Here is a 26,130-nt window from a genome sequence, read left to right as displayed (position 1 = left end):
TAGCGTCGAGGTCATGACTACACCAGCGAATCCCGTCGTCGCGCGCGTCGACGGCCTCGGCAAGGCCTTCGGCACCGGAGGCAACACGGTGACGGCTCTCGACGCGGTCACCCTCGGGATCCGGCGCGGTCAGTTCACCGCCATCATGGGGCCGAGCGGCTCGGGCAAGTCGACCCTCATGCACATCATGGCGGGTCTCGACTCCCCCACCTCCGGTCGGGTCTGGCTCGGCGACACCGAGATCACGCGGCTGAGCGACACGGACCTCACCCTGCTCCGCCGCCGCCGTGTCGGCTTCGTCTTCCAGGCGTTCAACCTGGTGCCGACGCTCGATATCGCCGGCAACATCGTCCTCCCGTTCGAGCTGGACGGCCGGCGTCCGAGCGCCGACGAGCAGGCCTGGATCGACGGGCTCATCGACTCCCTCGGACTGCGTGAACGCCTGCGGCATCGGCCGCATCAGCTGTCGGGCGGCCAGCAGCAGCGCGTGGCCATCGCCCGTGCGCTCGCTCCGCGCCCCGACCTGGTGTTCGCCGACGAGCCGACAGGCAACCTCGACTCCCGCACGGGCCGCGAGGTGCTCGCGCTGCTCGCCACCGCCGCGCGTGGGTACGGGCAGAGCATCGCCATGGTGACGCACGACCCGGTCGCCGCGAGCTACGCGGACAGGATCCTGTTCCTCGCCGACGGTCGCCTCGTGGAGGACAGGACCCGCTCCTCGGCGGAGGAGATCTCCTCCTTCATGCTCGCGATGGAGCGTGCGGCGTGAGCCGCCTCAGCGTCCGCGACCACCTCCCCAGCGTCCTCGTCGCCACGATCAGCAGCGCCTTCGGCGTCGCCCTCCTCGGAGTGACCGGCGTGATCGGCACCGCGGCGGAGGAGGACGACGCAACGGGGTCGAGCGGCACCGTCGGGCTGATGCTGCAGATCGTCGCGGCGGTCTTCATCGTCATCGCGATGTATGTCGCTGCGATTGTGACCGCCAACACCTTCGCCACCATCATCGCGGGCCGCACGCGGACGATCGCCCTGCTCCGGCTGCTCGGCTCCAGCGCCTCCGCCCAGCGGCGGGCCGTCGCCCGCGAGGGACTGCTCGTCGGGCTGGCGGGCGCGGCACTCGGCCTCCTGCTCGGGGCAGGCGCGACCTTTCTCCTGACGCGCATCGGGATCGCGCTGGGCGCGCTCCCCGACCTCGCCTACCCGCTCGTGGACGCTTCGGCCGGGCTCCCTGTCGCCGCAGTCGTCCTCACCACCTGGCTGGCGTCCTGGGTCGGATCGCGCCGAGTCCTCACGGTCACGCCTCTGCAGGCTCTCGGCAGCGCTCAGGAGCGGTCCGCCGCGGACGCGGCTCGTCCTGCGCGCACCGTCACCGGCCTCGTGCTCGTGATCGTGGGGCTCGCCCTGGTCGGCTTCGGGGTGCTCGTGGGCCTGGTCACGCCGTTCGGTGTGTTCCTCGGGCTGATCGGCGGCGTCCTCTCCTTCACCGGCCTGGTGGCGGGGTCGACGTGGCTGATGCCGCCGGCACTCCGCCTGGTGGGCCGCCTCTTCGGGCAGGGCGCTGCCGCACGCCTGGCGGCGGAGAACGCCCTCCGCTACCCGGAGCGGAGCTCGCGGACCGCCATCGGCCTCGTCATCGGGATCACCCTGATCACCATGTTCGGCGTCGGGATCGCCACGTTCGAGCGGATCATGCGGGAGGCGATGGCCGCGGAGCCCCGGCTCTACGAGGGCACGCAGCAGATGCTGACGGCGACCGTCGTCGTGCTGTCGGTGCTGCTGGGCTTCAGCGCCCTGATCGCGGCGATCGGGATGGTCAACAACCTCTCGCTGAGCGTGCTGCAGCGCACGCGGGAGCTGGGTCTCCTCCGCGCGCTGGGATTCACCGGGGCGCAGATCCGCCGCATGATCCTGGTGGAGAGCGCTCAGCTCACGCTCGCCGCGCTCCTCGTCGGAGTCGCGCTCGGCGCGTTCTACGGCTGGGCCGGTGCACAGTCGCTGTTCGGCGCCTTCGACGGGTCGCCGGGAGTCGTGCTGCCGGGAGTTCCGTGGACACTCCTCGGCGTGCTCGCGATCGCGAGCGGCGCTCTCACGTGGATCGCGTCACTCGCGCCGTCCCGACGGGCGACGCGAGTCAGCCCGGTCGCCGCGCTGGCGGTCGACTGAGCCCGATCAGTGGACGCCGACGCTGTGCCAGCGGTTGATCTGCTTGACCTGCCAGTGCATGGTGACCAGGTCGACGAGGAAGCCGAGGCCGAACACCCCGAAGGTGAGCAGCCAGATGGTGCCCTTCACCGGCTTGCCGAGGTAGAAGTGCTGGATGCCGAACACGCCGACCAGGCTGAACAGCATCAGGGCGTACGCGCGACCGGTCGACACAGAGGGCAGCCACGTGTCGAACGGGTGGTCCTGCTGGGTGGGATAGAACTTGAGCGGCGCAGCCGGGTACGGCAGGGCTAGCGTCTGGGGCATCGGGTCTCCTTTTGACGACCGCCCTAGCCTATAGACCAGTGATCAGGGATTTGCCTCCCCAGTCCGAGTGACGGTCCTCCATATGGCGGACAGGGGTGCGGATTTTCGCCGACACGCGCGAGGGCCAGGTTTTAATCGCTGGTGACCAGGGTGTTTACCGGACTGTGACATTTCGCTCGGCGTGTCGCCAACCTTCAAGGCAAACCTGAAGCCAATCCGCGAACGGGGGCGTCCGGAGGGACTTCGGACCTTGACGGCCCCTATGGGCTCGTCAGGAGCGGGCCGGCGGAGCGGCGGCAGGCTCGGGGACGAGCTGAAGTCCGCCCGTGCTGTTCGCCGACATCACGAGAGCCTCGATCCACGCGCGGTTCAGCAGGGGTGCCCGGCCTCCGTCGAACTCGAACCGGAGCGGAATGCCGGGATGGATCCAGATGGTGCTCCTGCCGCTTCCGTCCTCGTGCACCCAGGAGAGCGAGAACCGCTCATCCCGTCGCAGCTTGGCCATGACGGCGACCTGCAGGTGCGCGAGCAGGCGATCCTCCAGCGCGATCGGCGAGCCGTTGCCGTAGAGCAGTTTTCCCATGAGGTTCCTGAAGGACGAAGGACCGCCGATTTCCGCGCCCATGGTAGCGCGAGCGCCATCCGGGCCGTCGACCGGCACGCGACCGTGTCGCGCGCGCTGGAAATGCATTCCGTCAAAAGGAAAGAAGTTATCGCCTTTGCACGAATTCTGGCAAGGGAATACCGGAATGAGGGTGTCAGGCGGTAGTGTTTCGCCGTTCATCAGCGATTCAGCCGGAATGCATCCGGCTATCGCAGAAAGGAAAGACAGATGAGTCTCGGCACCGGCATTGTCCTCTTCGTCATCGGCGCCATCCTGACGTTCGCCACGGACATCCAGCTCGACTGGATCAACCTCGACGTCGTCGGGTACATCCTGATGATCGCCGGCATCGTCGGCATCATCCTGGGCCTGGTCGTCCTCCTGCGCCGTCGGCAGTCGGTCTCAACGACGCGATCGGCCGTCGACCCGGTGAGCGGCGAGCGAGTCACCTCCAGCACCGCGGAGCGCGATCCGCTGGTCTGATCCCCTCCCTGCAGGAAATGCCCCGCGCCGGATAGGCGTGGGGCATTTCCTTTGCGTCGAGGGATATGTGACCCCTATTCGGGGGTCGTATTCTCGATTGTCGCTTCCCGGCAGGAGCGGCCGCGTGAAGACCTGCAGCGGCGAGGTGTTCTTTTCCGGGAAAGAGCGGCAGGAATGCTATTGCCGTGATGCCGAGGACCGGGCCGGGCAGAGGAGTATCCAGCCCGAAGATCGACTCCCCTGGGCGTGCCGTTCGATCGCGGTGATCGCCAGCTTCGGGTAGGCGGCTCGCACGGCGCCGACAGCGGCCCCGGTCGCCGCAGTGGTCGGCACCACCCGGCACAGCGCGTCCGGCAGGTGGAGGAACGGCTGCTCCGCTCCCCCGAGGGGCAACCCCGTCGCGAGCAGTCCGAGCGTCGCGCTCGGCCGCCAATTCAGGGCTCCGGGCGCGGCACCGCCGCCGAGAGCGGCCAGCACCGCGACGGCGACCACGAGGGCCGCCGGCCCATGCTCTCGATGCCCCATCGCGATGGAGGACATGCGATCGAAGCTAAGGTGCGGCGCTCCGCCAGGTCAGAGGCTTACGACCCGGCCGCGCTATTCGTCGAGGGCGCCGACGACCGCGAGCGGCCCCGTCGCGTGCAGCACGAGGGCGTGGCTCACGGAGCCCAGGAGGAACCGCCGGACGGCATCCCGGTGCCGGCTGCCGACGACCGTGAGCCGGGCGGACGCCGAGTGCCCGAGGATCGTCGGAGCGACGGGTCCGTGCTCGAGGTGCGCGCGCACGGTCAGCTCGGGGAACTGCGCGCGGATGGGGCTGACGACCTCCTCGAGCACCGACGCGTGGCTCCCCTCCACCCAATCGCTGAACCCGGGATCGCTCGCGAGCTCGTCCCCGATCTCCGAGGGCTCCAGCCACGCGTGCACCACATGCAGCTCGTCGCCTCCGCTCTGCGCCTCCTCGGCGGCGAAGAGCAGGGCCTGCTGCGCGAGGGTGGAGCCGTCCACTCCGGCCACGACCCCGGAGCGCCCCGCTCCCCCGTCAGCCGGAACGATCACGACCGGTCCACCGGCGCGGGACGCGAGGCGGGCCCCTACCGACCATCCCTGCCGCCGGCTCCCGCCGCGACGCGCGCCGCCCACCACGAGCACGGTGTCGGGCGCCGCGAAGGGCAGGAGGACGTCGGCGGGCTCCCCGAACGGCGACTCGGCGTAGACGGGGCCGACCGGCCGGGCGCGGCGAAGCTCCTCCGCCGCCTCTTCGAGCTCGCGCCGGCTCCGGTCGAGGTCGTCCTCGTCCTCGAGCCGCCGGTCCTTGCCGGTGCTCTCCGGCAGCGCGCGGACGAGCAGCAGGTCTCCGCCGCTGCGGGCGTGCCGGGTCACGGCCCACTCGAGCGCCGCCGCCGCGGCCGGCGAGCCGTCCCATCCGACGACGATGCGCTCCTGCATGGGTCAGGTCCTCCTCCGGGTGGCGTCTCGCCGACGCTCCGGCACGGCTGCGCCACCGACCAGGGACGAAGGTCCCGTTCGGCCTCCGCGCGGCTGCCCGGCCCCGCTTCGTGAGCGATCAGGCGCGGTGGCCGGTCCCGTGGTGGTGGAACAGCCTGCCGACCGCGAAGGCGGTGAAGGACACGGCTCCGGCCAGGACGACCGCGGCGGCGCAGAGGGCCGCCGAGGTCAGGCCGGCCACGAAGAGGTCGGGGATCGAGTCGAGGAATGCGTCGCTCATGGTGAGCTCCTTGCGGACGTCGGGATGCCGTCAGTGATCAGGAGATTCCCACCGGAGCGGGTCCCTTGGCTATGCCTCGCAGGTCACAGATCGGACTCGATCCGAAGGGCGCGAGCGCGGTGTCGCTTCCACGCCACCGCGCAGAGGGCTGTAAGGGAACTTGGTCCCGCCGCGACCGGTGCCTCGCCGTGCGGGACCTTGGGCACTGCATGCCGTCGGGGCGCGGCTGAGAAGGTGTGGGGTGCAGTCGGCGAACCCTCCCGCGTCGCCGGTCCTGACGCGCCCGGGGCCCGGGGGCCTGTCCGACGCCGCGGTGGCCGAGCGCGTCGCCGCAGGGCTGACCAACGCCGTGTCCGACGCGTCGAGCCGGAGCGCCTGGGACATCGTCCGAGCCAACGTCTTCACCCTGTTCAACGGGATCGTCGCCGGCAGCTTCGTCCTCCTGCTGCTCCTCGGCCAGTGGCGCGACGCGCTCTTCGGACTGGCCGCGGTCGGCAACGCCGTGATCGGGGTCGTCCAGGAGTATCGGGCGAAGCGATCGCTCGACGGGCTCGCCCTCATGAACTCGCCATCTGCCCGCGTGCTGCGCAACGGTGCGGAAGCCGAGATCGCGGTGGCGGAGGTGGTGCTCGACGACCTGCTCGTCCTGCGCGCCGGGGACGAGGTGACCGCGGATGGCGTCGTGCTCCACGAGGTGGGGCTGGAGATCGACGAGTCGCTGCTGACCGGGGAGGCCGACCCGATCGCGAAGGACCGCGGCGCGGGGGTCCTCTCCGGGTCGTCGGTCCTGTCCGGGGAGGGGCAGATCCGCGTCACCCGCGTCGGCGCCGAATCGTTCGCCAGCCGGCTGACCAGCGAGGCGAAGCGGTTCTCGCTGGTGTCCTCCGAAATCCGCAACAGCCTCAACCGGATCCTCCGCTGGATCACCTGGGCGCTGCTTCCCGTCATGCTGATCGTCGTCAACGGGCAGATGCAGGTGCTCGGCGGCTGGGACGTCGCCCTGCGCACCGGCACCTGGCGGACCGGCGCGGTCGGGGCGGTCGCGGCGGTCATCGCGATGGTCCCCCTCGGCCTGGTGCTGCTCACGAGCGTGGCCTTCGCCGTCGGCGGCGTCCGCCTGGCCCGCAAGCAGGTGCTCGTTCGCGAGCTGGCCGCGGTGGAGGGCCTCGCGCGCGTCGACATGCTGTGCATCGACAAGACCGGGACCCTCACCGAGGGGACGATCGCGTATGACGACGCGCACCCGGTGGCACGCACGCTTCCGGGCGCCTGGCGGGACGTCCTCGGATGGTTCAGCTCCGAGCCGGGCGCCAACGCCACCGCACGGTCCCTGCATTCCGACTACCCCGTCGGCGTGCCCCTCGACCCCGTGGGCACCGTGCGCTTCTCCTCCGCTCGGAAGTGGAGCGCCGCCCAGTTCGGCGGTGCGCCCGACGCGCCGACCACGTGGGTGCTCGGGGCGCCCGAGCTGGTCCTCGACCACGACGCCTCCGACGCTCTCGCGCTCGCCGCGGATCTCGCGGAGGCCGGCCGCCGGACTCTGGTGCTGGCCGCGACCTCCGCACCGCTGCCCCAAGGGTCGGTCGACGAGGTGCGGCTCCCTCCGGGGCTCGCCCCTGTCGTGCTGCTGACCTTCCGCGAGGAGGTGCGCCCGGATGCCCGGCGCACCCTCGACTACTTCCGGGAGCAGGGCGTGCAGTTGCGCATCCTCTCCGGCGACAACCCGCGCACGGTCGCCGCGGTCGCCCGTCAGGTCGGCATCGAGGGCGTCGACGGCTTCGACGCCCGCACGCTCCCCGAGGACGGCGGGGACCTCGAAGACGTGCTGGACCGGCACACCGTCTTCGGCCGCGTCACACCCGTGCAGAAGAGCAGGATCGTCGCCGCGCTCCAGGCACGCGGCCACGTGGTCGCGATGACCGGGGACGGCGTCAACGACGTGCTCGCGCTCAAGGGTGCGGACATGGGCATCGCCATGAACTCCGCCGCGGCCGCGACCAAGGCCGTCTCGCGTCTCGTGCTGCTCGACGGGAGGTTCGATCGGCTCCCGAGCGTCGTGGCAGAAGGCCGGCGGGTCATCGCCAACATCGAGCGCGTCTCCGTCCTGTTCCTCGCCAAGACGGCGTACTCGGTGCTGCTCTCGATCACCTTCGGAGCTCTGCTCTGGGGATTCCCCTTCCTGCCCCGCCAGATGTCGGTCACCGACGGCCTCACCATCGGCATCCCCGCGTTCTTCCTCGCCCTGATGGCCAACTCGCGCCGCTACCGCTCCGGGTTCCTGGTGCGCTCGCTGTCCTTCGCGCTCCCCGCGGGCGCGATCGTCGCCGCCGCGATCACCGCCATCCACGTCGCCGCAGACCTGAGCGGCATCCACGACCTCGAGCAGGTGCGGACCGCCGCCTTCGTCACGCTCGGCCTCGCCGGGCTCTGGATCCTCGTCGCGGTCGCGCGCCCCTCGACCTGAGGCGGCTCCTGGTCGTCGTCGCGATGTGCGCGGGGCTCGCCCTCGTGCTGGCGGTCCCGCTCGCCACGGACTTCCTGGCGCTGGAGCTGCCCCCGGCACCGCTTCTGGTCGCGGTCGGGCTGGCCACCGTCGGCGTCGGCGGGGCGGTCGAGCTGCTCGCCCGCCTGCACGGACGCCGGTTCGGAAGCCGTTCTCCGGCCGTCACCCGGGTCCCCGCGCCTGCCACCGCCTCGGCGGTGCCCCGCGGGGAGGCCGTCCGGGACCTCCGCCCCTAAGCGTTCCGTCGTGCAGGCCCGAGCGCTCGATCACCGCGCCCGCCACCAACGGCGACATCACCACAACCGCGCCCGCTGAATCCACATGAGGCCGCGTCACCTTCGGGTGCCGGTGACCCGTATCCTGACCGACGTGCTGCCCGTCTCCGTCCTCATCCCCTGGCGCCCCCAGCCCTCGCGCCTCGACGCGTTCGACCGCCTCCGCGCCTGGTACGAGCGGGAGATCCCCGAGGCGACGGTCCGCACCATCGACTCGCCCGACCTGGTCTTCAACCTCGCGCAGTGCCGAAACCTGGGTGTGGCGGCGGCGGCCCCCGGCGAGGTGGTCGTGCTCAACGACGCCGACACGATCCCTGAGGCCGATGCTCTCCGCACGGCGATCGCCGCGGCCCGGGACGACCATCGCGTGCACCTGCCGTACACCGAGTACCGCTGGCTGGGCCGCAGCGGCTCCGCGGAGTACGCCGGCGGCACCGAGCTGATCGACTGCACCTACGAGCTCGTGCACGGCGCATGCTCGGGCGTGTATGTGACGACGCCCGAGGCATGGCAGGCGCACGGTGGTCAGGACGAGCGCTTCCGCGGCTGGGGGTTCGAGGACGCGGCGTGGCACCTCGCGCACTCGACCCTGCTCGGCTCCGCACCCGTCCGGCACGCGGGGCGCGTCTACGCCCTGCATCACGTGGGAGCGGACCGGTTCGGGTCGCAGTACGACGCGAACGCGGCCCTGATGGACCGCTACCGCGGCGTGGCGGGCGACGCCGACGGGATGGCCCGCCTCGTGGCCGAGGCCCTCAGCGCCTCGCGAGCCCTGGCGGCGCCGGGCGCCTGACGCAGGCGGCTGGCGAGCGCCTGCACGCGCGCCCGCGTCGCGGGATCGAGCACACGCGCCAGGGCCGCCGTGACGTCGGGAACGGACGCGCTGTTGGGGTCGAGCGCCTCGCCGACGCCCGCACGCTCCACCGCAGCGGCACCGGCGAACTGGTCGGTGGAGAAGGGCAGAACGAGGAGCGGCACACCGCTCGCGACGGCTTCCGTCACGGAATTGTTCCCGCCGTGGGTGACGATGGCGCTCGCGCCGGCGAGCAGCCGCACCTGCGGCAGGTACTCCCGCACCAGCCAGCCCTCCGGCAGCGTCCCGAGAGCGTCCGGCGGAGTCGAACCGCTCGCCACCGCGCCGCGGACGCCGATCGCGGCGAGTGCCGCGACCACCCGCCTCAGCACGTCGTCCCGGACGGAGAGGAAGCTGCCGAAGCTGACGTACACGTAGGGCTCGCCGCGCGCGATCCACTCCTCCACGTCGGGCTCGCGTGGCTCCTCGCGCAGGGCCGCGCCGAGGTGCACCGACGGCGGCACGGGGCGATCCGGATCGGCGAGTTCGGCGGGGTAGTTGAACAGCACGAGCGGCCCGTGCTCCGAGAACGCTGACTCGGAGACCGGCGCGGCGGCGTCGAGCTCCTGGGCCGCGCGGTTCCACTCGTCCGTGAAGTGGGCGTCCACCGCCTGGCACAGCGCCCGCAGGTCGGCGAGGTCCTCGGCGCTCGGCGCGAAGGCCCGCGGCCACGAGGGCGGGAACCCGTAGACCTCGCCCGGGCCCGGAAGGGCGGTGGGGTGGCCGAGGACCACGTCGCCGTGCGGGATCCCGGCCACGGTGAGCGCCAGACGTGCACTGTAGGCCAGGTGATCGATGAGGATGGCGTCCGGCCGCACCCGGTCGACGATGTCGAGGGTCGCGCGGGCTGCCGCGACCGGGTTCCACATGAGGTCGGTGAGACGCTCTCGCGCCTGATACCGGAGGGTGGCGACCATGCCCTCCCGCGTGGCGGCGAAGAAGCCGCGCAGCGAGTCTCCCTCCTCGGCGACCTGCTTCTCGGCGCGGATGACGCCCGGGTTCGACCCGCGGCCCAGCTGCAGCGGGGCGCTCTCGTAGCCGAACCCGGCGACAATCCCGGCCGTCGCGGGTCCGGACGCGACGACGACGCGCTCGCCGGCATCCCGCCAGGCAGTGCCCAGTGAGGCGAGGGGAAGCAGATGCGAGGCGTAGTCGGGGCTGATGACGAGCAGCGTCATCGGGCGAGCGCCTCGCCTCGCAGGGACCGCTCGTCCTCGGCGATGCCCGCGTAGACGCCGGACAGCGCCTGAGCCATGCGCTGAATGGTGAAGCTGCGCTCGACGGTCCGATGCGACTTCGCGGCCCGGCGGTCGGTCGTCTCGGCGAGGGATGCGCTGAGGGCGGCGTCGATCGCCTCGGCCAGGCGGTCCCGGTCCCAGGTGGGGGCGAGATAGCCCGTGACGCCCTCGAGCACGTACGTCGCGGGGCCGCCGCCGTCGGGTGCGACGACGAGCAGGCCCGACGCCATCGCCTCCAGGAGGGCGATGCCGAACTCCTCCTTGAGACTCGCGCAGACGTAGATGCCGCGAGCGGCGGACAGTCCCGGCAGGCCGGTTCGGGCGGCCGCCACCCAGCTCGCCGTCACCGAGTTGGGCCGGTGACCGGGCAGGATCAAGCCGCGCGCGGCACGGTCTCCCGGGAAAACGACCGCGTCGATGAGGGCCAGCTGCTCGCGCTCGTCAGCGGACGGGTCGCCGAGGTCGCCGCCGATCAGGAGTAGATTCGCTCGATCGGCCAGCTCGCTCCCGGCCCACGTCTCGACCAGGGTGGCCATGCCCTTCACACGATGCAGGCGCCCCACGCTCACGATCAGCGGCAGGCCGCGCCGGTGCTCCGGGAGCGCCTGCACGAGACCCCGCAGCTCGGCGAGCGGAGCGGTCGGCTCCGCTCCCCCGGCGTGTGCACGCGCGTCGGAGACCGCGGCGTCGATGACCTGCAGATCGACCCCCTCGGGCACGATGGTGTGCCGCTCGGGGTGTGCGGTGATGTCGATCCCCACGAGCTGCCGCATGTCCTGGCGGAGGGTCGGCCGCGGGAACAGGACGGTGTGCGCGGCGTTGGCGGCCAGCTGCTGCACGAGTCGGGTCCGGAACCAGAAGTGGTCGACCAGGTCCGCCTCGCCGAAGCTCGCCCGAGTGAGGTCGCCGGACAGGTCCAGCGAGTGGATGACCGCGTGCGGGTCGGGCGCCACCGTGAAGATGACGGGGATGTCGAGCTCACGCGCGACGTCGGCGGCCGCGAGGCTGCCCACGTCCGCCATCCGCAGGTGCAGCATGTCGACGCTGCCGGCGGAGCGGAGCAGGCGGCGGATGCCGCGGCGGGCCGTCACACGCAGCGGCCAGGCCGCCGCCTGCTGCGGCGCATCGGTGAGGAGCGGGACGCGTCCGAAGACGTGACCGGTCGGGGTGTCGCCGATGCGGGAGAGGTCGTCCATGGCCTCCAGAACGGAGCCACGGGACATCGTCAGCACGCGGCTGACAGATTCCCCGTCCCGCTCGGCGACGAGCGCGTTGCCGAGGCGGACGAGGAGGGTGGCGATGCCGCCGTTGTCGCCAGCACCCGCCGAGCGGAGCTCCGCGTCGATGTCGGCGTGCAGGAACAGCTGCGCGACGGTGAGGCCGTCGGCGCTGGGCAGCACCGGACGCGCGGCCGTCTGCAGATCGACGAGCGCGAGCCGGGCCACGTCGGCGAGCTCGTCGTCGGCGACGGCGAGCTCGAGCAGCGCCGCCTCTACGCCCCGGGTGCCGGGCCGCTGCCCCAGTGCCGAGACGGCCGCGGTGCGGGCGCGGACGTCCTCCGTCCGGTCCCCTGCTGCGACCAGGAGGGGCCTCAGCGCGATGTCGTCGCGGACGAGACCGAGCGTCTCGAGGAGGGCGGCGCGGGCCTCCGGCGCGGAGATCCCGAGCAGCGCCGACTCCAGGCCGACGGCCACCTGCTGCGGGGCGGCGTGCGACCAGTGCTCCAGCGTCCGCTGCGCCAGCATGCCGCCGAAGCCGCCGGCCGCAATCATGGCGATCAGCCGCCCGAGCGTATCCGGCTGCGGCAGCCGGCTCGCGAGCGCCCACGCGGCGTGCTCACGCAAGTACGCCCGGTCTTCCGACAGCACGTCGGAGAGGACCCGGGACGCCTCCGCGTCGAAGACCGCCGCCAGGGCGTGCGTCGCGGCGATCGCCGCGACCGTGTCGTCGGAGCGGAGGGCGCTCTGCAGCACGCGCAGGGTGCGAGGGCCGGGCTCCCGGCTCGCCACGAAGGCGAGGTCGTCGGCAAGACGCATGGCGTCGACGATCCGGTCCGCCCCGAGCACGGCGTCGAGCGATGTCTGAATTCCCACAGGTCCTTCTCCCGCCCGTCCACGAACCGGCGAGCAGGGGCGAGCATACCGATCGTGAGCCCGGCTCGGATCTCGCTAGCTTGGGAACTTGCCGGGAGGCGGACGGGAGACGCATGAGCGTGGTGGTGATCGGCGACGTCGGTGTCGTGGACCGGATGATGCACATCGGCGACGAGGCGATGTTCGAGGTGATGGCGACGCAGCTCGCCGCCCGGGGGCGCCCGTGACCGCTCTGTCGTCCGCCCCGGAGGAGACCGCCGCGCGCTACGGCGTCGAGGCGATCCCGCCGATCGGCTTCCCGCCCCGTGGTGCCCGTGATGCCGCGGAGGAGCGCCTCGCTGCTGTCCTGGCGGCCGCAGCCGGCGACCTCGAGCTGCCGGAGGGCGACTCCGCCCGAGCGGTGATCGAGGCGGTGCGCTCGGCTGACGGCGTCGCGATCGCGGGCGGCGGCAACCTCGCCTCGACGTGGCCGCATCACGTCTACGAGCGGCGGGCTTTGGCCGGGATCGCGGGCACGCTCGGGCGCCCGCTCGCCATCAGCGGGCAGACGCTCGGTCCGGAGCTCGTCGACCGCGACCGGATCCTCGTCGCCGAGCTGCTGCAGGCGGCATCCCTGGTCGGGCTGCGGGAGAGCGCATCCTTCCGGCTTGCGGAGGAGCTCGCCGGTCCGGGCGCCGACCTCACCTCAACGGTGGACGACGCCTCCTTCCTCTCAACCATCGACGCGCGACCCGACGGCACCCTGCTCGTGAGCCTCTCGACGCACCTCGGCGGCCGCAACCGCGCCGACTCGGTCGCGGCGATCGCGGCGCTCCTCGACGGCGCGGCCGGCGCGACCGGGCTCGAGGTGCGCTTCCTCGCCCACTTCGGGTCGCTGGATCCGCAGGAGACCCGCGGCGACTCGGTGCTGCACGAGGAGGTGCGCGCGGCGATGTCCTCCCCTCCGCCGTCCTGCCCACCACCGACTCGATGGCCGCAGCCGATGCGGCGCGCACGGCGGACCTCCTGGTCACGAGCCGTTACCACCCCGCCGTCTTCGCGGCGCCGGCCGGCGTCCCGACTCTCGGCATCGCGGTGGACGACTACACCACGGTCAAGCTCACCGGCGCCCTCGGCAACTTCGGCCAGGACTCGGTGGTCTCGCTCGACGACGTCCTGTCCGGCGCCGCCTCCGACGTGCTCGCCGACGCCTGGCGCCGGCGCGACGACCTCCGCGGGCGGGGCCTCCAGCTCGCCGCCGCGCGCAAGGGCGACTGGGACCGCTGGTTCGACCGGATCGCCGAAGCCCTCTCCCCCGCGGCGAGCCGTCGGCCGCACTAGCGTGGGCGCCATGGAGCCGGGCACCTACCGCCACTACAAGGGCGGCCTCTACGAGGTGCAGGGCGTGGCCCGGCACTCGGAGACCGAGGAGCCGTTCGTCGTCTACCGGGCGCTGTACGGCGAACGGGGCCTCTGGGTGCGCCCGCTCGCGATGTTCCAGGAGACGGTGCTCGTCGACGGCCGCGAAGTGCCGCGGTTCACCCGCACCGACTGACGGAAGCCCTACCTGTCAGGCGGCCTCAGCGTCCCGGCTGCAGGCCCGCCCCTCCTGACCGAAAACGCGAAAACCCCGCCGAAGCAGGGGTTTTCGTGGTGGGCGATACTGGGATCGAACCAGTGACCTCTTCCGTGTCAGGGAAGCGCGCTACCGCTGCGCCAATCGCCCGTTGAGGCTGTGCATCGCGGCACCGCCTGTCTCGGTGAGTGAGGTGGCGACGGGATTCGAACCCGTGTGGACGGCTTTGCAGGCCGCTGCCTAGCCTCTCGGCCACGCCACCATGTGTGGTTCCCCACGTGTCCCGTGAGACTTCACTCGAGCGGATGACGAGATTCGAACTCGCGACCCTCACCTTGGCAAGGTGATGCGCTACCACTGCGCCACATCCGCATTTCACGCCCGCTCTCGCGGCCGCCTGACGACTCTAACCGATCCCTTCCCCGCTCGCCAAACCCGCCGGCCCTGTGTGACGACCCGACTCCGGGGAGGCAGTGAGCGGCGAGAGCCGCTCAGCGGACCCCGAGGAGTGACCGCCGAGGCCCTCTCGGTGTGGCAGGATTGTCGTGCACGGGCGATTGGCGCAGTTGGTAGCGCGCTTCCTTCACACGGAAGAGGTCATCAGTTCGAGTCTGGTATCGCCCACCACAGAAGCCCTGGTTCGCCAGGGCTTCTTTCGTTTCCCGCCGCTCCGCTCAGGCCGACCGAAGGAGGTCCCCGGACCCGTGGTGCAACTGTGAAGTTGCATCACACCCTCCGCAGTGCAACTATTGAGTTGCACAGGCGAGGAGGAAACCGATGACGGCAACGCGGACGAGCACCGGTTCGAAGTCCGTCCTCGTCGTGCTCTTCGCGGGTGCGTTCGTCATGGGCTGCGCCGAGATGCTGGTCGTCGGACTGATCGACCTCATCGCCGCCGACCTCTCGGTGTCCGTGCCCGCAGCGGGGGCCCTGGTCACGGCCAACGCGCTCGGACTCGCGGTCGGCGGGCCCCTCCTGACCTTCCTCACCATGCGCCTCGACCGCCGCGTCGTGTTGCTGACGGCGCTCGCGGTCTTCGTGGCCGCCAATCTGCTTCCCGCCCTGGCCGCGGACTACGGGCTGTTCCTCGGCGCTCGCGTGCTCATCGGCGCGGTGCAGGGCGTCTTCATCGCGGCGGCCATGGGGACGGCCACCTCCGTCGTCCCCGCGGAGCGCAGCGGGCGGGCCATGGCCGTCGTCATCTCGGGCTTCGCCTCCGCCAGCGCCTTCGGACTGCCGCTCGGCACGCTGTTGGGGCAGGCCGTGGGCTGGCGCGGCGCCTTCACGGCGGTCGTCGGTGTCGCCCTCCTCGTGCTCTTCGCGGCGGTCCCCCTCCTCCCGCGGGTTCCCGCGATCCTCTCGATGCAGGCGGGGGTCAGACCCGTGCCGCGCTCGCGCCCCGCGTGCTCGCCCTCCTGGGCCTCTGCGCGCTGATCTTCGTCGCCATCCAGTCGGCGCTCACCTACCTCGTGCCTCTGCTCGCCGACGTCACCGGCGTGGACGGGCCGGGCGTGAGCACCTACCTCCTCGCCTACGGAGTTGCCACCACGGTGGGCTCCGCCGCGGGCGGGCGCTTCGCCGACGCCAATGCCCCGCGCGCCCTTCTTGTCGGGACTTCCGGAGTGACCCTCTCCCTGCTGATCATGTGGGCCTTCGCCGGCAGCGCCGTCCTGGTGCTGGCGGGCGTCCTCGGCATCGGACTGTTCGGGATGGGCATGGCGCCCTCGCTGCAGCACCGGGTCGTGTCGCTCGCGGGGCAGGGCGGCCCACTGGCGGCCTCCCTGCCCGCGTCCGCCGTCAATGCGGGCATCGCCCTGGGCGCCCTGGCCGGCGGCGCCGCGATCGACGCGTCCGGACAGGTGTCGGCCGCCGTCCTGGTGGGCGCGGTCGTCGCCGCGGTGGCCATCGCCGCCGCCTTCGCCACGAGCCTTCTTCGCCCCGTTCAAGTCGCCCGCGCCACGGAACTCTCCCCCATCCCCTGACCGCAACACCCCTCGAGAGGAACAATCATGACCATGACCCGCAACGCCGCCTCCGTCACCGACGAGGACTCGTTCACCGTCCGGCGCACGATCGAGATCGCCGCCTCCATCGACAAGGTGTGGAGGGCGGTGACCGAGCCCGAGCACATCTCCCGCTGGTTCGGTCGCGCCGACTTCGCCGATCGCGCGGTGGGAGCCTCCGGCACGCTCACCTGGGAGGGGCGCTCCCCCATCCCACTGCGGATCGAGGCGCTCGAGGAGCCCCACACGGTCTCTTACCGGTGGAGCAACGACGACGCCTTGGGGACGTCCCCGGCCGAGCTCGACGAGGCCCACTCCACGGTCTTCACATTCACACTGGAGCCCGTGCCGGACGGCACACGGCTCACCGTGGTGGAGACCGGGTTCGAGCGCACCTCGGCGCCGCTCGCCAACCTCGAGGACCACCGCAAGGGCTGGGACGGCGAGCTCGACAAGCTCGTGGCGCTCCTCGAGGGCTCCGCATGACGAGCGCGACGCTGGTGCCGGTGTTCGCCGCGCTCGGGGACGAGACCCGGTGGAGCATCCTGGCCGCGCTCGGCGAGGGCGACGCATCGGCGTCCGCCCTCGCCGGGCGGCTCCCGGTCACCCGGCAGGCGATCGCGAAGCACCTCGCCGTGCTGCAGCAGGTGGGGCTCGTGGAGCCCGTCCGCGTGGGCCGGGAGGTGCAGTACCGGGTGGTCGGCGCCGAGCTGAGCGCCACCGCCCGGCGGCTCGACGCGATCGGTGCCGAATGGGATCGGCGCCTCGGAATCATCAAGGAGATCGCCGAGGGCCTCTGAGCGCGCTCAGGAGGGCGGCGCACTCCCCCGCGCCTCCAGGGCGGAGGGCCCGTCGTGCGGCTCGTCCCACACCTTCACGGTCTCCCAGGCGAGCGCGGCGATCGGCACCGCGATGACGGCGCCGATCATGCCGCCGAGGATGGTGCCCGCGGTGAGCGACAGCAGGACCGCGAGGGGTGCAGCCGGACCGACTGGCTCATCACGACCGGGCCGACCACGCTGCCGACGAGCTGGTTCACCACCAGGATCACGATCGTGGCGATGAGAGCAGCGGGCGGCCCGTTGGTGACCAGCACCACGAGGATGGCGAGGACGCCCGCGACCGCGCCGCCCGCGATGGGGATGTAGGAGGCCAGGAACACCAGCACCGTGAGCGGCAGTGCGAGCGGCACCCGCAGCAGCATCAGCGTGAGCCCGATGGGCACCGCGGCCGACAGTGCGATGAGCGTCGTGCCGCGCACGTAGCCGCCGAGGACCCGCACCGCGATGGGCCCGATCCGCGTGCCCCGCAGTCGTCCCGCCGGCGAGAGGGGCCGAAGCAGGAACGCCCAGATCGTGTCGCCGTCCTTGAGGAAGAAGAAGAGCAGGACGATCAGCAGGAAGAAGCTGGTCAAAAGCTCGGTGGCGTAGCTCACGCCGGCGAGGGCGCTCGTGCCGAAGTCGGCACTCGTGAGGTACGAGGTGACGCTCTCCTGCAGGCTGCTGAGCTGCCGGTCGTCGATCGGCAGGTTCAGCTGGGCGACGAAGCGCTGCAGCTCGTCGAAGCCGTCCGACGCCGAGCCGATGACGGAGTCCCACTGGCTCGCGAAGGCGTAGACGACCAGGAAGACGAGCGCCGCGACGAAGACGAGCGCGGCGAGGAGCGTGACCGTGGCGGCCAGAGCGGGCGGGGCGCCTCTGCGGCGCAGGAACCGCACCGCAGGCGCGAACGCGGCGGCGAGGATGGCCGCGAGCAGGAGTGGGGTGACCACGATGCGCAGTTGCACGAGGGCGATGACGACGACCGCGGTGAGCCCGAGCACGATGAGCACCTGGGCGCTGCGCAGCGAGAGGCGGCCCAGCCGGTCGGTGAGCATCGGCAGCAGCCGACTCGGATCGGGATCACGCCGGATGGCCATGGTGCGACTCTATGGGGAGGGGCCGGGTGCTGCGCCGTCGATGCTCTGCCGGGGTGGCGTCGGTTCCCGAGTCTTGGCAGGCTCGGGGCGTGCCGATCGACGACAGGGCCGCGATCTGGTCGTCGGCGCCCGAGAACCGGGCGGGACGCCCGCTGCTCGTGCTGCTCCACGGCAACGCGGGCCGCGAGGACGACCTCCTGTGGCTGCGCTCCTACCTGCCGCCCGAGTGCGTGACGGTGGCGCTCCGCGGCCCCGTCGCCCACGGCCCCGGCTACGCGTGGTTCCGGGTGGGCAGCACGTCGCCGGATCCGCCTGCTCCGCTGCTGGCGTCCGGCGCGGATCCGGTACTCGACTGGATCGCGGCCCACCGGGCCGACTCCACGCAGGTCGGCATTGTCGGCTGGTCCCAGGGCGGCGCGATCGCCGTCCACGCCCTCCGACGACGGCCGACCGCCGTCGATCTCGCCGTGACCCTCGCGGGGTTCCTCGGCGTCGGCGATGAGGAAGGCGACGCCGCGCTGCGGGAGCTGCGTCCGCAGGTCTTCTGGGGCCACGGACGGCTCGACGACGTCATCCTGCCCGCCGACGTCGAGCGGATGGCCGCGTTCCTTCCGGCTCACACCACGCTGACCGAGGTCGAGTATCCCGATCTCGGTCACGAGGTGTCGGAGACGGAGGCGGCCGACGCCGGCGTCTTCGTCCAGGCCCAGCTCGTCTGAAGCGCTCGCCCCCGTCCGGGGTCGTCCCATGGGACCTTGGTCCCACGGGACGCGCCGAGAGCATGGGTGATGCTGGAGGAGCAGGAACCCCGGGGGCGGCGAGGTCGCGTCTGAGGCGCCTGTTCCCGGTCCCTCGAACCGACAGGCTCTCAATGACGCGACCTGAATCGTCCCCCTTCCGCATCGTCTCCGCAGGAGCTGCCGGCTCCACAGCGGGGATCACCGCTCTGCCCCTGTCCGACCGAGAATGGCGAGTCACCGACGACCGCCTCGACCTCGACGACGGACTCGCCGTGGTCGCGTTCATCGAGAAGGCGGGCGACCGGTTCGAGGTCACCGAACTGGGCGACCCCGTCCGGTTCGACTTCTTCGGCAGCCTGGACGCGGCCCTGGGCTCGCTCGCCGCGAAGCGCGCGCAGCAGCACACCGCGCCGGTGATCGATCTCGCGAGCCGGCGCTCGGCTCGGCGCTCCTTCCCGCACGCGATGTAGCGACGGCAGCGCCGCCTGCCGACTTCGGCTCCGACTCAGCGCCGAGTCGCTGCCGAAGTGGGCAGGATCAGGCCGGGCGACCCGGTCGGACGGCGGCCGTGTCGGCGATCTCGATGCGGGTGGCGCCGTCCTCGGTCTCGCTGACCTCGATGCGCGGTGCCGCCGACTCCTCGGCGTCCGAGCCCTCGCGGCCCGGCTTGTCGCCCGGAGCGCTGGTCAGCTGGTCGCGGCGCTTCCGCTCGAACTCCTCGTCGCCCATGCGGCACCTCCTGGCTCGAGCGTATCCGTGGCGCATCACTTCGGACTATCCGCATCGGTCTCCGGTTGCGGCTTGTCCGCAGTAATGCGGATGGGGACAGCGCAGGGTTGCGCCGGGGCATGCGGAAGGGGTGCCGCTCCCCGAGCGGCACCCCTTCCTGGAGCGGGTAGCGGCGGAATTACGCCCGCAGCGACGAGGCGCCGACGGGCTCGTCGAGGAGGTAGGCCTCCTCGCCGTGCACGGCGGTGTCGATGCCGGCCAGCTCGTCCTCGTTCTTCACGCGGAAGCCCATCGTCTTCTCGATCGCGATGCCGATGATGAAGGCCAGGACGAAGGAGTAGATGAGGACCGAGAAGGCACCGATCGCCTGCGCGGCGAGCTGGTTGAACTCACCCGAGTAGATGAGGCCGGTGTTGTTCGCGAAGATGCCCAGGTAGAGCGTGCCGAGGACACCGCCGACGAGGTGGATGCCCACCACATCGAGGCTGTCGTCGAAGCCGAGGCGCCACTTGAGGTCGATCGCGAGGGCGCAGACCGCGCCGGCGAGCAGGCCGAGCACGATCGCCCAGAAGGGCGTGAGCGCGGCACAGGCGGGCGTGATGGCGACGAGCCCGGCGACGGCACCCGAGGCGGCGCCCACCGAGGTGGCCTTGCCGTCGCGGATCTTCTCGACGACGAGCCAGCCGAGCAGGGCGGCGGCGGGAGCGGCGAGGGTGTTGATCCAGGCGAGCGCCGCGACACCGTCGGCGGCGACCTCGGAGCCGGCGTTGAAGCCGAACCAGCCGAACCAGAGGATGCCGGCGCCGAGGAGCACGAACGGCACGTTGTGCGGCTTGTTGATGCCCTTCGCGAAGCCGACTCGCTTGCCCAGCACGAGCGCCAGGGCGAGGGCTGCCGCACCCGCGTTGATGTGGACCGCGGTGCCACCGGCGAAGTCGATGACGCCGACGCCCAGCACATCCTGCAGGCCGTAGACGATCCAGCCGCCGTCGACGAGACCGCCGTCGCCCACCGTGAAGTTGAAGACCCAGTTCGCGACCGGGAAGTAGACGACCGTCGCCCAGATGCCCGCGAAGACCATCCACGCGCCGAAGCGGGCGCGGTCGGCGATGGCGCCGGAGATCAGCGCGACCGTGATGATGGCGAACGTCGCCTGGAAGCCCGCGAACGCGAGGACCGGGAAGTTGCCGGCCGGGTCGCTCGCGTCGGGCAGCAGGCCGGCGAGGCCGATGTTGGCCCAGTCGATGCCGAACACGCCGTCGATGCCGAAGAAGCCGTCGGTCCCGCCGTTGCTGAACGAGATCGCGTAGCCGTAGAGCACCCACAGCACGCCGATCAGCCCGATGGCGCCGAAGCTCATCATCATCATGCTGACGACGCTCTTGGCCTTGACGAGGCCGCCGTAGAAGAACGCGAGTCCGGGGGTCATCAGCAGCACGAGTGCCGCCGTGATCAGTACGAAGGCGGTGTTGCCCTGATCCATCTGTTACCTCTCTTGAATGTGCAAGGACTGGACCGTGCACCGTTCGCGAAAGCCGGGAGGAGGGCGGAACGGCGGGTCTCAGTTACCCGCTCATCCTGTTGGGTCGACGTTTCGAACCCGAGGATTGCCCGTTTCCTTCGTGTTACGGGCCCCCGGGGAATGTAAACATCGTGTTTCCCCTGGGGTGCTACTGCGAGTTCTCGGTGAGCGCGATGAGGCGCGACATCGCCCGCAGGTACTTCTTCCGATACCCGCCAGCGAGCATGTCGTCGCCGAACACCTGATCAAGGGGGTTCCGCTCGCGACGATGCGCACCTGGGCGTCGTAGAGGCGGTCGACGAGGGCCACGAATCGCAGGGCGTCCGTCTGCGAGGTCAGGGGCGCGACGTCCTCGAAGCCGACGACGCTGAGGCCGTCGACGAGCTTCACGTAGCGCGACGGGTGGACAGTGGCGAGGTGCGCGACGACCGCCTCGAACGGGTCGAGGGTCCACGCGCCGCCGCCGGCCTCCGCCCGGGCGACGGCCTCGACGTCGGCGGCCGGGACGGTGGCCGCCCGGCCCTCGATGTGCCGGCGCCGGTAGTCGAGGCCGTCGATGCGGATGACGTCGAAGTTCGCCGCCATGGCGTGGATCTCACGGAGGAAGTCGGCGGCGGCGAACCGTCCCTCGCCGAGAGCGTTCGGCGGGGTGTTGGAGGTCGCGGCGATCCGGCTGCCGGACGCCACGAGCTCGCCGAGCAGGCGCGTCATGACCATGGTGTCGCCCGGGTCGTCGAGCTCGAACTCGTCGATGGCGACGAGGGTCGCGCCGGTCAGCAGCGCGACCGTCTCCCGATAGCCCAGCGCGCCGACGAGCGCCGTGTACTCGATGAAGGTGCCGAAGTAGCGGGGCCCGGGCGCCCGGTGCCAGAGCGCCGCGAGGAGGTGCGTCTTGCCGACACCGAAGCCGCCGTCGAGGTACACGCCGGGCTTCCCCGCCGGCTGCTTCTTCTGGCGGCGGAACCAGCCCCTCCGGTGCTCGCCGTCCACGACCCGGCGACCCGCCGCATCGTCTCGAGCGCCTCCTCCTGGGAGGGGTAGTCGGGGTCGGGGCGGTAGTTGTCGAGCGTCGACTCGGCGAACTGACGCGGCGGCACGAGGTAGGAGGCCATCTCGGCCCCGGAGACGCGCGGCGACCGCTCCAGCAGGCTCCCGGGATTCACGGCAACGGTCACGGCACGTCCAGACTCGAGGGCGGATGTCTGTGTCGAACTCTTACCCGCCCGAGCGCGGTGCCCGGTCGCTCGGCGTAGATTCGAGGGTGGCCCGCGCCGAGGCGCGACACCAGACCCAGCCTAATCGCGGCTCCGCTGCGACCGGCGCCTGCACCAGAGAGGTTCCCATGCCCGTTGCCGCCGACCCGGCTCCCCAGTTCCGCGAGTTCGCCCACCCCGAGCGACTGGTCAGCACGGACTGGCTCGCCGAGAACCTCGGAACGCCCGGTCTCGTCGTGGTCGAGTCGGACGAGGACGTGCTGCTCTACGAGACCGGCCACATCCCCGGCGCCGTGAAGATCGACTGGCACACGGAGCTCAATGACCCGCTGACCCGCGACTACGTCGACGGCGCCGGCTTCGCCGCCCTCGCATCGGCGAAGGGCATCTCGCGCGACAGCACCGTCGTCATCTACGGCGACAAGAGCAACTGGTGGGCGGCATACGCCCTCTGGGTGTTCACGCTCTTCGGGCACGAGGACGTCCGGCTCCTCGACGGGGGACGGGCCAAGTGGCAGGCGGAGGGCCGGCCGCTCACCACGGACGAGCCGGAGATCGCCGCGGCGGACTACCCGGTCGTGGAGCGCGACGACAGCAGGGTGCGTGCGTTCCGTGACGATGTGCTCGCCCACATCGGCAAGCCGCTCGTCGACGTGCGCAGCCCCGAGGAGTACAGCGGCGAGCGGACCACCGCACCCGCGTACCCGGAAGAGGGCGCCCTGCGGGCCGGCCACATCCCCACCGCGCAGAACGTGCCATGGGCGAAGGCCGCAGCCGACGACGGCACCTTCAAGCCCAAGGCGGAGCTCGAGGCGATCTACCGCGACGGCGCGGGCCTGCAGGAGGGCGACGAGGTCATCGCCTACTGCCGCATCGGGGAGCGCTCGAGCCACACCTGGTTCGCCCTGACGCACCTCCTCGGCTTCGAGAACGTCCGCAACTACGACGGCTCGTGGACCGAGTGGGGCAGCCTGGTGCGCGTCCCGATCGCCAAGGGGTCGGAGCCCGGCTCGCTCTGAGCCGGCGGCGGGGTCGCCTCCCGGCGACCTCGCGCCCGGGTGCGGGATAATCGGGTCGTGACTGAAACGGGAACGACCGCACTTCCGCATGCCCTCGCGGACATCCGGGACGAGTTCCTCGCGCTCGGCCTCAAGGACCGCCTCCAGCTCCTCCTCGAGTTCTCGAACGAGCTGCCGGAGCTGCCGGAGCACCTGCGCGACAAGACCGACCTCTTCGAGCAGGTCGTCGAGTGCCAGTCGCCCGTCTTCATCGATGTCAAGATCGAGGACGCAGCGGTGCAGCTGTACGCGACCGCGCCGCGGGAGTCGCCCACCACGCGCGGCTTCGCCTCGATCCTCGTGCAGGGCATCACCGGCCTCAGCCCCGCCGAGGTGCTCGCCATCCCCAGCGACTTCCCCCAGATGCTCGGCCTCGGCGAGGCGGTCTCGCCCCTCCGGCTGCGCGGAATGAGCGGGATGCTCGGCCGCACCAAGCGCCAGATCGCGGCGAAGTCGGCCGCCTGAGGTGACGGCGCTCACCCTCCTCGTCCCCGGCCCGTCCGAGCCGCGGGAGGCCGAGGCTCCGGCCACGCGGGACTGGCTCGCCGAGCTGTACCGTCCGCCGTCCCCCACCTGGGTGCGCCTCAACTTCGTCGCGTCGATCAACGGCTCGGTCGTCGGGGTCGACGGCACGTCGGAGTCGCTCAGCAGCCCCACCGATCGCCGCATCCTCGGCGTGCTGCGGCAGCACGCGGACGTGGTGCTCGTGGGCGCCAGGACCGTGCGCCGCGAGGGCTACGCGTCCCCGCGGCACGCCCGCCTCGCTGTCGTGACCCGGTCCGGGGACCTCACCGGTCACCGGCTCGGCGAATCCTTCCTCCGGCCGCTCATCGTCTGCCCCGAGTCCGCCGTCGAGCGGGTCGAGCTCCAGCTGCGGGGCACCGCGGTCGAGATCCTGCCGCTCCGGTCCGAGGTGCTCGATCCGGCGGAGGTGCTCGCGGGGCTGCGGGAGCGAGGGCTCCCGGGCGTCGTGTGCGAGGGCGGACCCACTCTGGCCGCCGCCTTCCTCGACGCCGGGCTCATCGACGAGCTGTGCCTCACCACCTCGCCGCAGCTGCGCGCACCCGGCACTCCCCTGCTCCCCCACCTCGTCCGCACGCCCCGGGCACGGCTCGCGCACCTGCTCGCCGACGACACGGGCTACCTCTACGCCCGCTGGGCGCTCCGGGACCGGGGTCAGGCGGGCTGAGGGGCCCCGTCGGCCGCGTTCCCTGTAGACGGTTCCGCCCGCTCCGCGAGCCAGGACGCGATCGCACCCTCCCACCGCTCGCGGTCCAAGTTCCAGAGCTTGGTGTGGCGCGCGATCTCGAACCCGACGAAGGTGACGAGGTCGGGCCGGGCGGCCGCGAGCTCGCGGGAGCCGTTGGACGGCACGAAGCCGTCGTCGTCGCTGTGCAGCACCAGGATCGGCGTCTCCAGCTCCGCCGCACGGGCGACGAAGTCCAGGCGGGCGAGGTCGATGGGGTGCTCCTGCCCGGTCAGCGGACGGCCCCACTTCGAGCTGAGCAGCGCCAGCACCCCTGCTTCACGGGCCCGGGGAGCGACATCGCCTCCCCTGGTAGAGGAGCGTGTCGACCCAGTTCACGACCGGCGAGTCGAGCACGATCGCGGTCACGAGCGACCGGAGGCGGGAGCGGGTGGCCGCCTGGAGCACCGTCGCGCCGCCCATCGACCACCCCATGAGCACGACGTCCTCGGCACCCCGATCGAGTGCGAAGAGGATGGCGGCCTCGACGTCCAGCCACTCGCGGTCGCCCAGCGAGTACCGGCGGTCGGGGCTGGGCGGCGCCTCCCCGTCGTTCCGATAGGAGATGAGCAGTGAGGTGTACCCGGCGTTCCGGAACACCGGCACGGCTCGCAGCGCCTCCTGCCGGAGCGTCGCCCGGCCGTGGACCTGGATGACCCAGCGCGAGCTCGGCCGTTCGGCGGGGATCAGCCAGGCCGGGGCCAGCCCGAGCGAGGTGGGGACGCGCACGCTCTCATAGGGGACGCCGAGCTCCTTGGGGCTCAGGTAGTACCAGCCGCTGAACCGTCCTGATCGGGCCGCGGCGAGGTCGCCGAAGTCGACGGCGAGGATGCGCCGGGTCACCGTGCCGACGCCGCGGTCGACGATCTGGCCGAGCCGCGCGTGGCCGCCGCCCTGGTCGAACCAGAAGCTGTAGTCGCCGGGGAGGAGGGAGTCGGCGTTGCTCGAGAGGACGACCGTGCCGGCCGCCTCATCCACCGAGAAGACCCGCGTGTCCTGGCTGCGCTTGCGGGGCGGCATGACGACCGTCCGCGCCACGCGCGTCGTGACGGCCCCGGCGAACAGGGCCGCCGCCGTGGCGACGCTCCCGAGGGTCACCGCAACGCTCACGAGCGCGCGTGCCCTGCGTGCCACCGACTGGCCTCCGATCGTCGGCGATCACCGTACCAAATGCGCCTCTTCGGCCGCCGCCGGGGCGGGACGACCGACGCACCGCGGGAGAACGCGGATGATACGGCGAAGAGGGGCCTAGTCTCAATTCGTGGTCCCTCCCAGAGACATCAACCCTCCGGCCGAGATCGCCGCTCCGCCGGCCGAGTTCGCCGCCGCGCTGGACTCGATCGAGCAGACGACCATCCGCAGCGACGTCGTCATCGAGGCGATCCCCGCTCCGACGGGGCTCGCGCCCTGGTCGGTGGCCCTCTCGGCCGACGTGAACCCCACGCCGCACGGCATGGACCTCGACCTCGGCACCGGACGCCTCGTGCTGCTGTACGACCCCGAGGAGCCCGAGGCCTGGGGCGGGCGGTTCCGCATCGTCTGCTTCGCCCAGGCCCCCTCGACGTCGAGATCGGCACCGATCCCTTCCTCGCCGACGTCACCTGGTCATGGCTGATCGACGCTCTGGACGCCCGCGGCGCCCAGTACACGGCGGCGTCCGGCACCGCGACGAAGATCATCTCGACGGGCTTCGGCGAGCTGGCGTCGCAGGGCGACGGCGCGAAGATCGAGCTCCGGGCCTCCTGGACACCGCTGGAGACGGATGTGTCCGCGCATGTGGAAGGCTGGAGCGAATTGGTCTGCATGCTGGCGGGACTGCCGCCGGTGGCCGAAGGAGTGACGATGCTATCTGCACGACGAGCTGGACGTGGCTGATCCCGCCTCGGGATCCCCGAACG

General features: G+C 71.7%; 29 protein-coding genes, 4 tRNA genes and 2 pseudogenes. 18 read left to right on the top strand and 17 right to left on the bottom strand.

From position 1 onward, the window contains the following. Positions 1–13: 13 nt before the first annotated feature. Both QUE51_RS13670 and QUE51_RS13665 read left to right on the top strand, forming a co-directional pair. Positions 14–769, top strand: coding sequence for an ABC transporter ATP-binding protein (locus tag QUE51_RS13670; RefSeq protein ID WP_286276915.1), 756 nt, complete (start codon positions 14–16; stop codon positions 767–769). Further along, positions 766–2,163: an ABC transporter permease gene (locus QUE51_RS13665; protein ID WP_286276914.1), complete on the top strand. Its 1,398-nt coding sequence runs from the start codon at positions 766–768 to the stop codon at positions 2,161–2,163. The genes QUE51_RS13670 and QUE51_RS13665 overlap by 4 nt, the downstream gene beginning before the upstream one ends. 6 nt (positions 2,164–2,169) lie before the next feature. Here the strand turns inward: QUE51_RS13665 and QUE51_RS13660 are convergent, their stop codons facing one another. Both QUE51_RS13660 and QUE51_RS13655 read right to left on the bottom strand, forming a co-directional pair. Further along, a complete protein-coding gene (locus QUE51_RS13660) occupies positions 2,170–2,469 on the bottom strand; it encodes a TM2 domain-containing protein (protein WP_286276913.1) in 300 nt (99 codons plus the stop codon). 271 nt (positions 2,470–2,740) lie between these two features. Beyond that, positions 2,741–3,052 (bottom strand): DUF7882 family protein, encoded by a 312-nt coding sequence (locus tag QUE51_RS13655; RefSeq protein WP_286276912.1) that lies wholly within the window; start codon positions 3,050–3,052, stop codon positions 2,741–2,743. A gap of 249 nt (positions 3,053–3,301) precedes the next feature. Between QUE51_RS13655 and QUE51_RS13650 the strand changes: the two genes are divergently transcribed. Then, positions 3,302–3,556 (top strand): DUF6458 family protein, encoded by a 255-nt coding sequence (locus tag QUE51_RS13650; RefSeq protein ID WP_286276911.1) that lies wholly within the window; start codon positions 3,302–3,304, stop codon positions 3,554–3,556. Between the two features lie 177 nt (positions 3,557–3,733). Here the strand turns inward: QUE51_RS13650 and QUE51_RS13645 are convergent, their stop codons facing one another. The 3 genes from QUE51_RS13645 to QUE51_RS13635 form a co-directional block, all read right to left on the bottom strand. Then, positions 3,734–4,096 carry a hypothetical protein gene (locus tag QUE51_RS13645; protein ID WP_286276908.1) on the bottom strand — a complete coding sequence of 121 codons (363 nt, stop codon included), beginning with the start codon at positions 4,094–4,096 and terminating at the stop codon, positions 3,734–3,736. A 57-nt stretch (positions 4,097–4,153) separates the two neighbouring features. Then, the gene (locus QUE51_RS13640) at positions 4,154–5,005 is read right to left on the bottom strand and encodes a universal stress protein (protein ID WP_286276906.1); all 852 of its coding nucleotides are present in this window, start codon (positions 5,003–5,005) and stop codon (positions 4,154–4,156) included. Positions 5,006–5,123: 118 nt separating this feature from the next. Beyond that, a complete protein-coding gene (locus QUE51_RS13635; RefSeq protein ID WP_286276905.1) occupies positions 5,124–5,285 on the bottom strand; it encodes a hypothetical protein in 162 nt (53 codons plus the stop codon). A gap of 241 nt (positions 5,286–5,526) precedes the next feature. Here QUE51_RS13635 and QUE51_RS13630 point away from each other — a divergent pair, with 241 nt between their 5' ends. From QUE51_RS13630 to QUE51_RS13625, 3 genes are all read left to right on the top strand, one after another. After that, the gene (locus tag QUE51_RS13630) at positions 5,527–7,749 is read left to right on the top strand and encodes an HAD-IC family P-type ATPase (protein ID WP_350226666.1); all 2,223 of its coding nucleotides are present in this window, start codon (positions 5,527–5,529) and stop codon (positions 7,747–7,749) included. 23 nt (positions 7,750–7,772) lie between these two features. After that, complete coding sequence (locus QUE51_RS18240) at positions 7,773–8,024, top strand: hypothetical protein (protein ID WP_350226665.1); 252 nt, start codon at positions 7,773–7,775, stop codon at positions 8,022–8,024. A gap of 112 nt (positions 8,025–8,136) precedes the next feature. Further along, entirely contained in the window at positions 8,137–8,856 is a 720-nt protein-coding gene (locus QUE51_RS13625; RefSeq protein WP_286276903.1) for a glycosyltransferase family 2 protein, read from the top strand. Here QUE51_RS13625 and QUE51_RS13620 read toward each other — a convergent pair. Then, positions 8,763–10,094, bottom strand: coding sequence for a nucleotide disphospho-sugar-binding domain-containing protein (locus QUE51_RS13620; protein WP_286276902.1), 1,332 nt, complete (start codon positions 10,092–10,094; stop codon positions 8,763–8,765). The two genes, QUE51_RS13625 and QUE51_RS13620, sit on opposite strands and share 94 nt — an antisense overlap. After that, a complete protein-coding gene (locus QUE51_RS13615; RefSeq protein WP_286276901.1) occupies positions 10,091–12,247 on the bottom strand; it encodes a glycosyltransferase in 2,157 nt (718 codons plus the stop codon). The genes QUE51_RS13620 and QUE51_RS13615 overlap by 4 nt, the downstream gene beginning before the upstream one ends. Positions 12,248–12,470: 223 nt before the next feature. On the opposite strand from QUE51_RS13615, the gene QUE51_RS13610 reads away from it, so the two are divergent. Continuing rightward, a complete protein-coding gene (locus QUE51_RS13610; RefSeq protein WP_286276900.1) occupies positions 12,471–13,781 on the top strand; it encodes a DUF1653 domain-containing protein in 1,311 nt (436 codons plus the stop codon). Positions 13,782–13,877: 96 nt separating this feature from the next. Here QUE51_RS13610 and QUE51_RS13605 read toward each other — a convergent pair. The 3 genes from QUE51_RS13605 to QUE51_RS13595 form a co-directional block, all read right to left on the bottom strand. After that, positions 13,878–13,952, bottom strand: a tRNA-Val gene (locus QUE51_RS13605). 41 nt (positions 13,953–13,993) lie between these two features. Continuing rightward, positions 13,994–14,064, bottom strand: a tRNA-Cys gene (locus QUE51_RS13600). Positions 14,065–14,102: 38 nt separating this feature from the next. Further along, positions 14,103–14,174 (bottom strand) — tRNA-Gly (locus tag QUE51_RS13595). Between the two features lie 179 nt (positions 14,175–14,353). Between QUE51_RS13595 and QUE51_RS13590 the strand changes: the two genes are divergently transcribed. The 5 genes from QUE51_RS13590 (at position 14,354) to QUE51_RS13570 (ending at position 16,605) form a co-directional block, all read left to right on the top strand. Beyond that, positions 14,354–14,429, top strand: a tRNA-Val gene (locus QUE51_RS13590). 150 nt (positions 14,430–14,579) lie between these two features. After that, on the top strand, positions 14,580–15,236 hold the full coding sequence (locus QUE51_RS13585) for an MFS transporter (protein ID WP_286276898.1): 657 nt from the start codon (positions 14,580–14,582) through the stop codon (positions 15,234–15,236). Then, positions 15,206–15,784, top strand: a complete 579-nt coding sequence (locus QUE51_RS13580) for an MFS transporter (RefSeq protein ID WP_286276897.1) — start codon at positions 15,206–15,208, stop codon at positions 15,782–15,784. Before QUE51_RS13585 ends, QUE51_RS13580 begins: the two co-directional genes overlap by 31 nt. A 27-nt stretch (positions 15,785–15,811) precedes the next feature. Further along, on the top strand, positions 15,812–16,291 hold the full coding sequence (locus QUE51_RS13575; protein ID WP_286276896.1) for an SRPBCC domain-containing protein: 480 nt from the start codon (positions 15,812–15,814) through the stop codon (positions 16,289–16,291). Continuing rightward, on the top strand, positions 16,288–16,605 hold the full coding sequence (locus QUE51_RS13570; protein ID WP_286276895.1) for an ArsR/SmtB family transcription factor: 318 nt from the start codon (positions 16,288–16,290) through the stop codon (positions 16,603–16,605). Before QUE51_RS13575 ends, QUE51_RS13570 begins: the two co-directional genes overlap by 4 nt. A 6-nt stretch (positions 16,606–16,611) precedes the next feature. Here QUE51_RS13570 and QUE51_RS13565 read toward each other — a convergent pair whose 3' ends face one another. Both QUE51_RS13565 and QUE51_RS13560 read right to left on the bottom strand, forming a co-directional pair. Beyond that, a complete protein-coding gene (locus tag QUE51_RS13565; protein ID WP_286276894.1) occupies positions 16,612–16,734 on the bottom strand; it encodes a hypothetical protein in 123 nt (40 codons plus the stop codon). Next, positions 16,731–17,723 carry an AI-2E family transporter gene (locus QUE51_RS13560; protein ID WP_286276893.1) on the bottom strand — a complete coding sequence of 331 codons (993 nt, stop codon included), beginning with the start codon at positions 17,721–17,723 and terminating at the stop codon, positions 16,731–16,733. The genes QUE51_RS13565 and QUE51_RS13560 overlap by 4 nt, the downstream gene beginning before the upstream one ends. Positions 17,724–17,812: 89 nt before the next feature. Between QUE51_RS13560 and QUE51_RS13555 the strand changes: the two genes are divergently transcribed. Then, on the top strand, positions 17,813–18,442 hold the full coding sequence (locus QUE51_RS13555) for an alpha/beta hydrolase (RefSeq protein ID WP_286276891.1): 630 nt from the start codon (positions 17,813–17,815) through the stop codon (positions 18,440–18,442). A gap of 152 nt (positions 18,443–18,594) precedes the next feature. After that, positions 18,595–18,933: a hypothetical protein gene (locus QUE51_RS13550; RefSeq protein ID WP_286276890.1), complete on the top strand. Its 339-nt coding sequence runs from the start codon at positions 18,595–18,597 to the stop codon at positions 18,931–18,933. 67 nt (positions 18,934–19,000) lie between these two features. Here QUE51_RS13550 and QUE51_RS13545 read toward each other — a convergent pair whose 3' ends face one another. From QUE51_RS13545 to zapE, 3 genes and pseudogenes are all read right to left on the bottom strand, one after another. Then, on the bottom strand, positions 19,001–19,192 hold the full coding sequence (locus QUE51_RS13545; protein WP_286276889.1) for a multidrug transporter: 192 nt from the start codon (positions 19,190–19,192) through the stop codon (positions 19,001–19,003). Positions 19,193–19,370: 178 nt separating this feature from the next. After that, complete coding sequence (locus QUE51_RS13540) at positions 19,371–20,675, bottom strand: ammonium transporter (RefSeq protein ID WP_286276888.1); 1,305 nt, start codon at positions 20,673–20,675, stop codon at positions 19,371–19,373. A 187-nt stretch (positions 20,676–20,862) separates the two neighbouring features. Further along, a pseudogene (gene zapE, locus QUE51_RS13535) lies at positions 20,863–21,826 on the bottom strand (cell division protein ZapE). Positions 21,827–22,056: 230 nt separating this feature from the next. Between zapE and QUE51_RS13530 the strand changes: the two are divergent. The 3 genes from QUE51_RS13530 to QUE51_RS13520 are packed head-to-tail and all read left to right on the top strand — an operon-like array spanning position 22,057 to position 24,175. Beyond that, on the top strand, positions 22,057–22,947 hold the full coding sequence (locus QUE51_RS13530; protein WP_286276887.1) for a sulfurtransferase: 891 nt from the start codon (positions 22,057–22,059) through the stop codon (positions 22,945–22,947). 57 nt (positions 22,948–23,004) lie between these two features. Continuing rightward, positions 23,005–23,451 carry a SufE family protein gene (locus tag QUE51_RS13525; protein ID WP_286276886.1) on the top strand — a complete coding sequence of 149 codons (447 nt, stop codon included), beginning with the start codon at positions 23,005–23,007 and terminating at the stop codon, positions 23,449–23,451. A 1-nt stretch (position 23,452) separates the two neighbouring features. Further along, the gene (locus QUE51_RS13520) at positions 23,453–24,175 is read left to right on the top strand and encodes a dihydrofolate reductase family protein (RefSeq protein ID WP_286276885.1); all 723 of its coding nucleotides are present in this window, start codon (positions 23,453–23,455) and stop codon (positions 24,173–24,175) included. Here the strand turns inward: QUE51_RS13520 and QUE51_RS13515 are convergent. Further along, complete coding sequence (locus tag QUE51_RS13515; protein ID WP_286276884.1) at positions 24,163–24,504, bottom strand: alpha/beta hydrolase; 342 nt, start codon at positions 24,502–24,504, stop codon at positions 24,163–24,165. The two genes, QUE51_RS13520 and QUE51_RS13515, sit on opposite strands and share 13 nt — an antisense overlap. 7 nt (positions 24,505–24,511) lie before the next feature. Next, positions 24,512–25,366 carry an alpha/beta hydrolase family protein gene (locus tag QUE51_RS13510; protein WP_286276883.1) on the bottom strand — a complete coding sequence of 285 codons (855 nt, stop codon included), beginning with the start codon at positions 25,364–25,366 and terminating at the stop codon, positions 24,512–24,514. A 163-nt stretch (positions 25,367–25,529) separates the two neighbouring features. Here QUE51_RS13510 and QUE51_RS13505 point away from each other — a divergent pair. Further along, a pseudogene (locus tag QUE51_RS13505) lies at positions 25,530–26,107 on the top strand (DUF3000 domain-containing protein). The last annotated feature ends 23 nt before the right edge of the window (positions 26,108–26,130 follow it).

The sequence above is a fragment of the Naasia aerilata genome (assembly GCF_030296595.1).
GTDB classification, from domain to species: Bacteria; Actinomycetota; Actinomycetes; order Actinomycetales; family Microbacteriaceae; genus Naasia; species Naasia aerilata.
This window is presented reverse-complemented; position numbering and strand designations above follow the sequence as displayed.